This is a genomic window from Dinoroseobacter sp. S375, assembly GCF_049800775.1.
Classification (GTDB): domain Bacteria; phylum Pseudomonadota; class Alphaproteobacteria; order Rhodobacterales; family Rhodobacteraceae; genus Dinoroseobacter.
Genome location: NZ_JBNAFR010000003.1, coordinates 529,809 through 541,284 on the forward strand (window position 1 = coordinate 529,809; position 11,476 = coordinate 541,284).

General features: G+C 63.7%; 11 protein-coding genes. 6 read left to right on the forward strand and 5 right to left on the reverse strand.

The genetic code is table 11. The annotated features are described in order from the left end of the window. Position 1 precedes the first annotated feature (1 nt). The 4 genes from ACP150_RS10460 to ACP150_RS10475 form a co-directional block, all read right to left on the reverse strand. Positions 2-1,402 (reverse strand): selenium-binding protein SBP56-related protein, encoded by a 1,401-nt coding sequence (locus ACP150_RS10460; RefSeq protein ID WP_424966551.1) that lies wholly within the window; start codon positions 1,400-1,402, stop codon positions 2-4. Positions 1,403-1,487: 85 nt separating this feature from the next. Further along, the gene (locus ACP150_RS10465) at positions 1,488-2,246 is read right to left on the reverse strand and encodes an IclR family transcriptional regulator (protein ID WP_424966552.1); all 759 of its coding nucleotides are present in this window, start codon (positions 2,244-2,246) and stop codon (positions 1,488-1,490) included. Positions 2,247-2,437: 191 nt separating this feature from the next. Next, positions 2,438-3,265, reverse strand: a complete 828-nt coding sequence (locus ACP150_RS10470) for a GNAT family N-acetyltransferase (protein WP_424966553.1) — start codon at positions 3,263-3,265, stop codon at positions 2,438-2,440. Next, a complete protein-coding gene (locus tag ACP150_RS10475) occupies positions 3,262-3,951 on the reverse strand; it encodes a GntR family transcriptional regulator (RefSeq protein WP_424966554.1) in 690 nt (229 codons plus the stop codon). Before ACP150_RS10475 ends, ACP150_RS10470 begins: the two co-directional genes overlap by 4 nt. Positions 3,952-4,172: 221 nt before the next feature. Here ACP150_RS10475 and ACP150_RS10480 point away from each other — a divergent pair, with 221 nt between their 5' ends. The 6 genes from ACP150_RS10480 to ACP150_RS10505 all read left to right on the forward strand — a co-directional run bounded on the left by ACP150_RS10480 (position 4,173) and on the right by ACP150_RS10505 (position 9,433). Then, on the forward strand, positions 4,173-5,156 hold the full coding sequence (locus tag ACP150_RS10480) for an ABC transporter ATP-binding protein (protein WP_424966555.1): 984 nt from the start codon (positions 4,173-4,175) through the stop codon (positions 5,154-5,156). A gap of 35 nt (positions 5,157-5,191) precedes the next feature. Beyond that, positions 5,192-6,457: an ABC transporter substrate-binding protein gene (locus ACP150_RS10485; protein WP_424966578.1), complete on the forward strand. Its 1,266-nt coding sequence runs from the start codon at positions 5,192-5,194 to the stop codon at positions 6,455-6,457. 97 nt (positions 6,458-6,554) lie between these two features. Next, positions 6,555-7,379, forward strand: a complete 825-nt coding sequence (locus ACP150_RS10490; RefSeq protein ID WP_424966556.1) for an ABC transporter permease — start codon at positions 6,555-6,557, stop codon at positions 7,377-7,379. 1 nt (position 7,380) lies between these two features. Continuing rightward, positions 7,381-8,220, forward strand: a complete 840-nt coding sequence (locus tag ACP150_RS10495; protein ID WP_424966557.1) for an ABC transporter permease — start codon at positions 7,381-7,383, stop codon at positions 8,218-8,220. After that, the gene (locus ACP150_RS10500; protein ID WP_424966558.1) at positions 8,220-8,861 is read left to right on the forward strand and encodes an aspartate/glutamate racemase family protein; all 642 of its coding nucleotides are present in this window, start codon (positions 8,220-8,222) and stop codon (positions 8,859-8,861) included. Before ACP150_RS10495 ends, ACP150_RS10500 begins: the two co-directional genes overlap by 1 nt. A gap of 74 nt (positions 8,862-8,935) precedes the next feature. Beyond that, on the forward strand, positions 8,936-9,433 hold the full coding sequence (locus ACP150_RS10505; protein WP_424966559.1) for an AAA family ATPase: 498 nt from the start codon (positions 8,936-8,938) through the stop codon (positions 9,431-9,433). Between the two features lie 39 nt (positions 9,434-9,472). Here ACP150_RS10505 and ACP150_RS10510 read toward each other — a convergent pair whose 3' ends face one another. Beyond that, complete coding sequence (locus ACP150_RS10510; protein WP_424966560.1) at positions 9,473-11,299, reverse strand: glycerophosphodiester phosphodiesterase family protein; 1,827 nt, start codon at positions 11,297-11,299, stop codon at positions 9,473-9,475. Positions 11,300-11,476: the final 177 nt, after the last annotated feature.

The window sequence follows — 11,476 nt, forward strand, 5'->3', positions numbered from 1 at the left end:
CTCAGACGGATGGGTAGCAGAAGCTGTCGGTCGAGCAATCGCCCCCTTCGAGCCGGATCTGGTGCGACCGCAGACCCTCGGGGAAATTGATATAGAAGTCCGTGTTCAGCGTCAGACCTCCGTTCTCGCCCACATCGGCCATGACCATCTGTCCGCCTTCGTCATTCGGATAGAACTGGTCATCCCAAGTGGAATAGAGCGAGTTGGTCCAGTAGACCCGCTTGCCGTCCCGGCTGATCTCGACCATCTGCGGCCCATAGGCAAAATCCTTGCCATTGGGATGCTTGGTGCCCCGGGCGATCCCGCCGAGCTCGACCTTGCCGGCCAGAACCGGGTTCATCGGGTCCGAGACGTCGTATTGATGCATCTCCCCCAGTCCCCAGCAGGCTACGTAGAGATACTTGTCGTCGAGGCTCAGATCGATATCCGTCACCAGCGGCGGCACAGCCCCAAACCCCTGGAGGAGCGGCGGCAGGTTCTCGGGATCCTCGGGGCGCGGGTCGATGGTGATCGTCTTCTTGGACTGCCAGACCCCATCGTCATCCCGCCACCAGGTGAAGATCGCGCCCTGCAGGTTCGTGGTATCAACCACCACGCCGCAGAACCCATAGGATTTGGTTGGGTCATGGGCGGGCCGGATCTCGAGCGCCATCTGATAGTTCTCGCCGAAATCCATGGTCTGGATGTTCTTGCGCGCGCGCAGATCCCAGAAGTGGATCGAATGGCCGTATTTGTTGCTGAGAAGGTCCTCGGGCACGACCCCGTTCTCGAATTGCGGCGGCAGGCCCCATTCCGAGCTGACCATGTAGTCCTGAGGCAGGTTCCACCAGAAGTCGTAATGCTTGTCCTGCTTGCCCCGGTCCATCTCGTACTGGCCGATGATCTCGAAGGTCTCGCAATCCATGATGAAGATCCCCGGAGGGCCGTCCGTGCCATCCTCGCCGCCGCCGCCGAGGCAAGAGACATAGATCCCCTCGGGGCCGCAATGGATCGTGTGCGGGCGGGAATAGCCGGTCTTGGCAAAGAGCTCCTCGGGCTCGATCGTCTTGTGGATCTTGGCCTTCAGCGGTTCTTTGACATCGATGACATAGATCCGCGACGACCGGATCCCCGGCACGATCAGATAGCGCCGTTCGAGAAAGGCATGGCCCGTCAGCGGCGAGAGTGCCGAAGAACACGCATTCCAGCCGAAATGGTGAAACTCGTCGCCGGTATTGGGCACGATCACCTGATGCACGATCTGGCCATAGGTTTCGGATTCGGGTTTCAGGTCGATCACCGCGATCCCGTCCGATTGCGAGCCATCGGGGCTGAGCATGACGGTAAATGCGTAATTCTCGACCGGTGCCTGCATCGCCAGCTTGGGCGAGGCGTGAAAGGTCGGGTCTGGTCTTAGGTTCATTGATTGTCCTCCCTGATCATCAATGCTGTCCGGTCGTCCGGATCTTGGGTTGGGGGCTGGGCCCCTCATTTCTGGGTCGTCTGGGTCAAACCTCCGCGACATTGCAGAGCTGGATCGCCCCGCTGATTTTCTCTGACAGGTCCTTCAGCTTGGCGCCGATCTCCATCCTGGCCGCGGTGCCGAAACGGCGGACCGGGCCAACGGCGCCAATGCTGAAGGTTGCGCCCACCGTGCCGATCGAAACCGGGGCGGCGACGCTGGCGATGCCGATGTCGATTTCCTGATCGCAATCGGCAAAACCGCGCTCGGCGATGAGCGCGAATTCCTGGCGCAGGGCCTCCTTGGTGGTCTTGGTGTGTTCGGTGTATTCCCGCAGGCTGTTGGACAGGATGTCCTCCTGAAACTCGGGCTCGGCAAAGGCGGCAATCGCCTTGGAGCAGGAGCAGGCATGCATGGGCCGCACCCCGAGGCCCGGGTGGATGAACGCCCGCGCCGGATCGTGGGGCGTCTCCACATGGATGATCTCGACCCGTCTGTCGCGAAAGCGCGCGAGAAACACCGTTTCGTTGTAGCTATCGGCCGCCGAGCGCATCAGCGGCGCAGAGCATCGCCGGACATCCACGTCGGACTTGCCCAAAAGCGCGATCCGGATCATCCGCTCACCGATAATGTAGCGCCCGTCGCCGGCCTGATCCTCGATCAGATGCTGCTCGAGCAGGGATTGGACCAGGCGATAGCAGGTGGGCTTGGGCAATCCGGTCGCGCGCTGCAGCTCGGTCACTGAGACAGGGCGCCCGGCGACGGCAATAACTTCGAGCAGAGTGACCAGACGGCCGAAATGCATGTCGCGGAGCCTATCGCAGAATGAGACCTTGTCTCATTTGAAGGGACTCTTCTGAGTCCAATCAAGTATAATTTACCAGCACAGTCCCGAATATGCCGGAAAAAATGCCTGCGAAGCGATCAAAGTTGGTTTTTGGTCCCTGCGTCAAGCCAAAGCGAGCCGGGTGACGCATTGCGGAACGCGGGGGACCCCTAGCCGAGCTCCAGGCTCGTCACCGCAAATAGCGGGGCTTCCGGGCTGGCAAACGCGCCGCGATACATGCGGGCGGTGCGAAAGCTCGGCGTCATGCCATGACCTTCGCAGATCGCCGTCAGGGCGGCCGCACTTTGCGGCACATCGATGATCAGCGCGCAACCGGCCCAGTCCGACGCATGGGTCAGGAGCGCCTCGGCGATCTCGGGGCTGTCGGCCTGCAGCGGACCGATCTTGGCCCCCTCGCCACAGCGGCGCACGGTGCAAAGCCCCGCAATCTGCCCGCCTTTTTCAAAGACAAACGTCTGGCGGGTTTCTGCGGGCAGGAACCAGGCCCGCAGATAGGCCGGTTTGGCCACGCCCGAGGCCGCGCCCTCCCGCGCGATGAGCGATGGCAGATCCCCAGAGCTTGCCGGGCGGATCGCCGCGCTGGCCTGGGCGGGCAGGGTCCCGGAATACCGGCTGGTGCCGCCCGCATGGACAAAACCCGAAGCGGCGTAGTTCGCCTGCTGGTCCTCGACACCGTCCAGCCCCACGGTGCGATCGCCCGCATGGGCCAGCGCATGGGTCCAGAGTGCCAGACCGATCCCTTTCCCGCGATGGATCGGGCGGACGATGTAAAGGCCCAGAAACGCATAGTCCGGACTGTGGTTCACAACCGAAATCGCCGCGACCGGATGGCCCTCGTGGCGCGCGATGAAGAACCCCTCCGGATCCGCCTGATAAAACGCCGCGGCGTCCTCAAGCCCGGGGTTCCACCCCTCCTCGGCGGCCCAGCTCAGGATCTCGGCGAGGTCTTCCTCGGTGGCGGTGCGAAATTCGGTCATTTGAGCAAGGCATCCCTGAGAGAATCCGTCCGATCCGGCTGCGCGCGCAGATCGAGTTGCGACACAAGGTCGAGCAGATGTCCGGCCATCAGTTCTTCGGCCGTGTCCCCATCATGGCTGGCCAGCGCCCGCACCAGCGCGTGATGGGCGTTGCTTTCGCAAAGTGCGTTGCGCCGTTGCCAGTAGAGCGCGATGACCAGCGACGAGCGCGAGATGAGCTGTTGGACGAAACCTTCGATGGTTTTCTGGTCGGCCATGCGTGCGATGATGCAGTGGAACTCGCCCGACAGCTTGAGCGCGAGCCCGGCCTCGTCCCGGGCCAGGGCCGCATGCTCGCGGTCGATATGGTCGTTGAGCTGGGTGATGTCGGCGGGGGTGGCGCGCTCGGCGGCGGCGCGCGCGGTGCGCGGCTCCAGCAGGGCGCGCGCCTCGAACACTTCGCGGGCCTCCTTGATCGACGGTTTGGCGACAAAGGCCCCGCGATTGCGCTGGATCGTGACGAGCCCGCCATGTTCCATCGCGCGCAAGGCCTGACGCACCAGTGTGCGGCTCACACCAAAGATTTCGCCGACCTCGTCCTCGCTGAGCTTGGCGCCTGGCCTCACCCGGTGTTCGTGCACGGCTTCGGTCAGCTGTGCGACGATTCCATCAACGGATGATACTTGGCCTGAGGACATGGCGGGCATGGTTACTCTCCTGGCTCAAGCTTGGCGAGGGACAGCCGCCCGCGCAACATTGAACACAGTGAGGGTTAAAATCGTATACAATCTCTGCCTGGATTTTGAACAATAAATCGACGCCATGCCCTGATGCGGTCAAAAGCGCGCCTCGCTGCAGCGGATTTGCGAAATTCCTTAGAGGTTGCGCGCCCGGCTGGTGAACCTTGCGGAGACACCGCGAGGATATCATGAGCCAAGATCTGGATCTGGAGCTGTTCAACCTGACCAAGCGCTACGGCAAGACCGTGGCGGTGGATGCGATTTCGTATCACTTCGATGCGGGCACCTATGCCTGTCTGCTGGGGCCATCGGGTTGCGGCAAATCCTCGACCCTGCGGATGATCGCCGGACATGAGAGCGTGTCGGACGGTGCGGTCCTGCTCGCCGGGCGGGACATCTCGCACCTGCCGCCCGCCAAGCGTGGCACGGCGATGATGTTTCAGAACTACGCGCTGTTCCCGCATCTCTCCGTGCTCGAGAATGTCGGTTTCAGCCTCAAGATGCAGGGGGTGGACGCCGCGACCTACCGCAAGCGGGCCAAGGAGATGCTGGAACTGGTGGATATGGTGCCGCTGGCGGATCGTCTGCCCGAGCAGCTCTCGGGCGGGCAGCAGCAGCGCGCCGCCCTTGCCCGTGCGCTGATCACCGAGCCGCAGGTGCTCTTGCTGGATGAGCCGCTCTCGGCGCTGGACCCGTTTCTGCGGATCCGGATGCGCGGCGAGCTGAAACGGTTGCAGCGCGAGCTGGGGATCACTTTCATACACGTCACCCATGGTCAGGACGAGGCGCTCGCGCTGGCCGATGAGATCGTGGTGATGAACAACGCGGTGATCGAACAGGCGGGCAAGACCCGCGCCGTATTTGATGCGCCCAAAACCGCCTTCGTGGCGAAGTTCCTCGGCTCGCATAATGTGGTCGCCATGCCCGAGGGCACGCTGGCCATCCGCGCCGATGCGCTGGAGCTGCGCGCGCCCGAGGGGGCGCGGCTGCCGGGCACGATTACCAACATTGAATATCAGGGCACGCATGTGGCGCTGACCGCCGCCATTGCTGGCGATCAGGAGGTCACCGCCTTGCTGTCCGACAAGGAATTCTTCGGGAACCCGAAGGAGTTGGGAGAGGCCATCGGTCTCGACTGGGAGGCCGCGGCGGCGCACGCCTTGGCCAGTTAACGAACGCATAGCACAGGGAAACTGCCATGACGACGATTCCAAAGATCCGCTATTCGCGCCGGTCCATGCTCAAAGCAGGTGGCGCGGCGGTGGCGGCCGCCGCGCTTCCGGCTCCAATGGTATGGGGACAGGCCATCAAGGATGTGACACTGCGCCAGTTTGGCACCGGGGTGTCTAACCTCAATGAAGTGGCCGACAAGGTCAAGGAAGACCTCGGCTTCACGCTCGAGATGACCGCGCTCGATTCCGACAGCGTGACCCAGCGGGCCGCAACCCAGCCCGACAGCTTCGACATCGCCGATATCGAATACTGGATCTGCAAGAAGGTCTGGCCGACCGGCAATCTGCAGGCGATGGATACCTCGAAGATCGCCAATTACGACAAGATCGTGGGCACGTTCCGCTCCGGTAAACTGACGCCGGACAGCGTGATCGCCCAGGGCACCGCACCCCACACGGTCGGCTTCACCTCTGGCCCGAATGGCAAGGATTTTGTGGCCGAGGAATCCGGTTGGATGACCCTGATCCCCACGATCTACAACGCGGATACGCTGGGCATTCGCCCGGACCTGATCGGCCGCCCGATCAAGAACTGGTCCGAGCTGCTCAACCCCGAGTTCAAGGGCAAGGCCTCGATCCTCGACATCTCGTCCATCGGCATCATGGACATGGCCATGGTCGTGGAATCCATGGGTGAGTACACCTATCCCGACAAGGGCAACATGACCCGCGAAGAGATCGACATGACGCTCGGCATCTTCACCGAGGCCAAGCGCAATGGTCAGTTCCGCGCCTTCTGGAAGTCCTTCGACGAGAGCGTGAACCTGATGGCCTCGGGCGAGGTCGTGATCCAGTCCATGTGGTCGCCCGCGATCACCGCAGTGCGGTCCCAGGGCATTCCCTGCGTCTACCAGCCGCTCGAAGAGGGCTACCGGTCCTGGGGTGGCGGCATCGGCCTGTCCAAATCGCTCTCGGGTATCGAGCTCGACGCGGCCTACGAATACATCAACTGGTACCTCTCCGGCTGGGTCGGTGGCTTCCTGATGCGCCAGGGCTACTACTCGGCGGTGCCGGAAACCTCCAAGAACTTCATGTCCGAAGACGAGTGGGGCTTCTGGTTCGAGGGCAAGCCAGCCGCAGGCGATATCACCAACCCGTTCGGCCAGGTGATGGAGAAAGCCGGCGCCGTGCGCGATGGCGGCTCCTTCTACGATCGCATGGGGGCTGTGGCCTGCTGGAACGCCGTCATGGACGAGAACCAGTACATGGTCCGCAAGTGGAACGAGTTCATCGCGGCCTGATCCGCGATCCCGCCGGAGGGCTCAGGCCCTCCGGCACCCCTGTCGACCGACCCAATGGACCCGAGGCACCGTGCGGAACAACTCGCTCATAGGCTGGATGCTGGCCTCCCCCCTGACACTCGTGCTCGCGGTCTTCCTCGTGGCGCCGATCGTGATGATCATCGTGGTCAGCTTCTGGGGCGCGACGGAGTGGTCGATCTATCCGGCCTTTCAGTTCGACAATTACGAATTCCTGCTCTCCTCGGATGTGACCTACCGGGTCTTCATCAACACGTTCAAATACGCCGCGATCACGTGGGTCTTTACCCTGCTGATCGGGTTCACGGTCGCCTATTACCTTGCCTTTCACATTCGCAGCCTGACCTGGCAGATCGCGCTCTTCCTGCTCTGCACGATCCCGTTCCTGACCTCGAACATCATCCGGATGATCTCGTGGATCCCGTTTCTCGGGCGCAACGGGCTCGCAAACTCGACGCTCGTCTCCTGGGGCGTGATCGACGAGCCGCTGGACTGGCTGCTCTTCAGCGATTTCAGCGTCATCCTCGCCTTCGTCCATCTCTATACGCTGTTCATGGTGGTGCCGGTTTTCAACACCATGATGCGGATCGACAAGTCCCTGATCGAGGCCGCGGCCGATGCGGGTGCCTCGGGATGGCAGACCCTGTGGTATGTGATCATCCCGCTGACCAAGCCCGGGATCATGATCGGCACGATCTTTGTCGTAGCGCTGGTGATGGGTGATTTCATCACCGTGCGGTTCATGTCCGGCAGTCAGTCCGCGAATGTCGGGCGGATGATCCAGAACGATATCGGGCTGCTGCAATACCCCTCGGCCTCGGCCACGGCGGTGATCCTGCTGGTCACGGTGCTCCTCCTGATCGGGACGCTCCTGCGCTTTGTCGATATCCGGAAGGAGCTCTGAGATGGAGCCGCGCCCCAAATCCTTCTACGTGCTCACGGTCTTTTTCGTCCTTTTCCTGATCTTCCTCTACGGCCCCACGCTGACCATCGGGATCCTGTCCTTTCAGGGGGCCGGGGGTGGTCTGACCTTTCCCATGCGCGGTACCTCCCTGCACTGGTTCCGTGACCTGTTCGAGCAACAGGCGGTGGGCGATATCTGGGGCTCCTTCTCGCGCTCGCTGGTGCTGGGGCTGATGGTGATGGTGACGACCGTGGTGGTCTCGGTCATGGGGGGGCTGGCCTTTCGCAAGCGCTTCGCGGGCTCGACGGTGTTGTTCTACCTGCTGATCACCTCGCTGGTGATCCCGTCGATCCTCGTGTCGCTGGGGGTCGGGCTGATCTGGTCGCAATCGGGGCTGCCGGTCCACTGGGCCAGCTCGGGCTTTGGGGCGCAGCTCACCTGGACGCTGCCCTTCGGGATGCTGATCATGTTCGCCGTCTTCAACCGGTTCGACCGCAGCTATGAGGAGGCCGCCCGCGATCTGGGCGCCACCCCTTGGCAGGTGATCCGCCATGTGGTCCTGCCGATCATCGCGCCCTCGCTGATCGGGGTCGCGCTGTTCGGCTTCACGCTGAGCTATGACGAGTTCGCCCGCACCCTGCTGACCTCGGGCAGCCACAATACCCTCCCGCTGGAGATCTTCGGGATGACCACCAATGTCACGACACCGGTGCTGTTCGCGCTGGGCACGTTGACCACGGTCTTCTCGCTGCTGGTGATCGTGCTCTTTCTGCTGATCGTCTGGCTCACTGGGCGGCGGCGCGCGCGCCAGGGCTCCGATGCGGGTCAGGGCATGGTGTGATGGCGATCACGATCATCAACCCCAACAGCACGACATCCATGACCGAGGCGATGCTTCGCACCGCCCGGCAGGCCGCACCGGATCTAGTCTTCGACGGCTGGACCTCGACAGACGGCCCGCCAGCGATCCAGGGCGAGGCCGATGGCACGCGCGCCACGCCCCCCTTGCTGGAACTTGTCGCCAAGGCCTCGGATGACGGGGCCGAGGGGATCATCATCGGATGTTTCGATGATACGGGGCTGGTCGCAGCAGCCGCGCGTGCGGCCTGTCCCGTGATCGGGATCGGGCAGGCGGCCTATCATTTCGCCGCCCTCCGGCACTGGCGGTTCAGCGTTGTGACCACGCTGGGCGTGTCGGTTCCCGTGCTCGAAGGAAACATTGCCGCGCTCGGATTGGGGGCCTATCTCGCCCGGGTGCGGGCTTCCGAGGTGCCCGTGCTGGCCCTGGAAAGCGACCCGGAGGCCGCCAGCCGCGCGATCATGGCCGAAGCCGTCACCGCGGCCAGCGAGGACGGGATCGACGCCCTGATCCTCGGCTGCGCGGGCATGGTCCATGTGGTAGCCGATGTCACCGGAGCGCTGGATATCGAAGTGATCGACCCGGTGGCCTGCGCGGCGCGCAGCTTTGCCTGGCTGACCTGAGCCCTCCCGGGCTGGCCAAATGCGGGCTCAAACGGGATACTCCCCCGGGTCCTGCGCCGCGAAAGGAGTGCCCGATGTCCGACCAGCCCCCCGTGCTCCACATGCTCTGCGGCAAGATCGCCGCGGGGAAATCCACCCTCGCGGCGGAGCTGTCCTCCGCGCCCAAGACCATCCGGATCAACGAGGATGACTGGCTCGCGACCCTCTTTGCCGACCAGATGGAGACGCCCCGGGATTTCATGCGCTGCTCGACCAGACTGCGCGCGGCGATGGGGCCACATATCGTGGCGCTGTTGCGCGCGGGACTGTCAGTCGTGCTGGATTTTCAGGCCAATACCACCGATGCCCGAGCCTGGATGCGCGGGCTCTCGACCGAGGCGGGGGCGGATCACCGGCTTCATCTGCTTACGGCGTCCGATGCGATCTGCCTTGCGCGGCTCAAGGCCCGTAACGCAGGCGGGGAGCATCCCTTTGCCGCGACCGAAGCGCAGTTCCATCAGGTCAACAAGTTCTTTCAGCCGCCATCTGAGGATGAGGGGCTGACCGTGATCCGCCACGATCCGGCGGTCTAGTCGCCGGGCAGCGCGCAAGCCGCCTCGACCGGGGCTGGGCTAGGGGCTGTTATCCCGCCCTGTCTCGATCGATTGGCTCAGGCCAAACCGTTCGAGAAACACTAGAACCATCCGTTCATGGGGTGTCAGCTCGTCACGTTGGGCAATGACCTCGCGGGCGAGAGCAGGCTCGTCCGTGATCAGCCCGTCCACGCCCAGCGACATCAGGGACAGCATCTCGAGCGGGTCGTTCACAGTCCAGGCGAAGACCTGCTTGCCCGCGCCATGGGCCTGCCGCAGCAGCCGGGGCGTCACCAGCGCACTGTTCACCGCGACGAACTCCCCCTTGAGCCGCGCGAGGTTGCCGATCGCCGTGGCCGCGAGCACGCCTGAGGGCCAGTCCGGGCGCAAGGCCTTCATCTTGGTGACCGCCGGGTATTTCAGGGACATGGTCGCCACCTGATCGGCCATGCCCGCGGCCTCGACCAGATCGACGGTGCGGGCCTCCAGCGCCTCGTCATGACCATAATACTTCAACTCGATCAGCAGATGCGCGCGGTCCCGCACGACCTCCAGAACTTCGGCCAGGGTCGGCACGCGCGCATCGGCAAATTCCGGATCGAACCACGAGCCGATATCGATGCCGGCCAGATCCTCTGCCGTGGCGTCCCAGACCTTGAGGTTCACAGCCGAAAGCTTCATGAAATCGCTGTCATGCATGACGATCACGGTGCCATCCGCGCTCTCTTGCACGTCGATCTCCACCCAGTCCGCCCCGGCCTCCAGCGCCCCACGGATCGAGGCAAGCGTGTTCTCGGGAAAAGCGCCCGCGGCCCCGCGATGGGCGATCACCTCCACCGGGCCTTCATTCTGAACCTGCGCGATCAGCGCATAGGCTGAGCTGAGCCCGATCACGACCAGCGCTGCGGCGGCCAGAGCCAGCCGCCGGGGCGAGAGCAGACCGGGGATCTGGGCTGGCGGTTCCGGCGTGGTCATCGGGCCCTCGTAGCTCCGCCCCAGGATCCGCGCGAGTGCCCCGATGGAGATCGCCGCCACCACAAACCCGGCCACAGCCCAGAGCGATGTCAGCACCAGTGCCAGCGCCAGGCGCAGCTCGAACGCCCCGCCCGGCATCTGCGCGCCCAATTGCAACAGCCCGACAAAGAGCGCCCCAACAGCCAGAACCAGCGCCGTGCGGATCCCGTACCAGATCGCCAGATTGGTCAACAGCGCCAGCTTTCGACCGCGCATGGCCGCCCGGCTCAGCCCGAAACTCGCATGGGCCGTCGCCCCGCCAAAGAGCACGAAATGCAGAGACAGCGCCCAGGCGAGAAGCTGGCTCAGCAAGAGCGGCACCGCGATGATCGCCAGCCCGACCCCAATGGCGACCGCCTTGACGAATTCCGGCGGATGCTCGGTGAGGTAGAAGTTGATGTCATAGGCCCCAAGCAGGTGCTGCGTGCTTAGCACCCCGACGAGGGCAAAGGGTCCGGTGATCAGCAAGACCCGCAGGACCAGCTCCGCCGCGTAGCGCATGAGGCGCGGGAAGAGCCCGACCACCTGCCGCAAGGCCCGGGGGATCGCCCGCACCCCCAGCCGATCCTGCGATCGCAGGTCGAGCGTGATCGCCGCAAAGCCGATCACTGTGCCCACAAGCACCAGTCCGGCCACCGCCAGAAACAGCGGGAACCCAAGCGGTGAAAGGATGAAATACGCAATGTCCTGATCGGTCAGCGCGCTTTGCCCTGAAACCAGGATCGCCAGCTGTACCGCAAGCCCCAGAAGCGGTGCGATAACCGCAAGACTGAGAAGCCGAACGCCGAGAACGACAGGGATGACGAAACCACGGTTGGTCCAGGCGTCACGATAAGCAGGCAGCACATTCATGGTCCCACTACGCAAGGGCGCGCCCGGTTTTGCAACCCGCAACCTGATCCATCACCTTGCCACCGCGCAAGCGATAAGCCGCGCTCCGAGGGATCGGAGCGCGGCTTTTTCGTGTGGGTGCGAGGGCGAAACGACCGGCCCCCTGGACTTCGGGGGACCGGTCTTTCGCGACGCACC

Coding starts and splice junctions, on each gene's coding strand:
- ACP150_RS10510 (WP_424966560.1), bottom strand. CDS start 11,299: ATGAATGTGCTGCCTGCTTATCGTGACGCCTGGACCAACCGTGGTTTC.
- ACP150_RS10480 (WP_424966555.1), top strand. CDS start 4,173: ATGAGCCAAGATCTGGATCTGGAGCTGTTCAACCTGACCAAGCGCTAC.
- ACP150_RS10490 (WP_424966556.1), top strand. CDS start 6,555: ATGCTGGCCTCCCCCCTGACACTCGTGCTCGCGGTCTTCCTCGTGGCG.
- ACP150_RS10505 (WP_424966559.1), top strand. CDS start 8,936: ATGTCCGACCAGCCCCCCGTGCTCCACATGCTCTGCGGCAAGATCGCC.
- ACP150_RS10470 (WP_424966553.1), bottom strand. CDS start 3,265: ATGACCGAATTTCGCACCGCCACCGAGGAAGACCTCGCCGAGATCCTG.
- ACP150_RS10495 (WP_424966557.1), top strand. CDS start 7,381: ATGGAGCCGCGCCCCAAATCCTTCTACGTGCTCACGGTCTTTTTCGTC.
- ACP150_RS10460 (WP_424966551.1), bottom strand. CDS start 1,402: ATGAACCTAAGACCAGACCCGACCTTTCACGCCTCGCCCAAGCTGGCG.
- ACP150_RS10500 (WP_424966558.1), top strand. CDS start 8,220: ATGGCGATCACGATCATCAACCCCAACAGCACGACATCCATGACCGAG.
- ACP150_RS10465 (WP_424966552.1), bottom strand. CDS start 2,246: ATGCATTTCGGCCGTCTGGTCACTCTGCTCGAAGTTATTGCCGTCGCC.
- ACP150_RS10475 (WP_424966554.1), bottom strand. CDS start 3,951: ATGCCCGCCATGTCCTCAGGCCAAGTATCATCCGTTGATGGAATCGTC.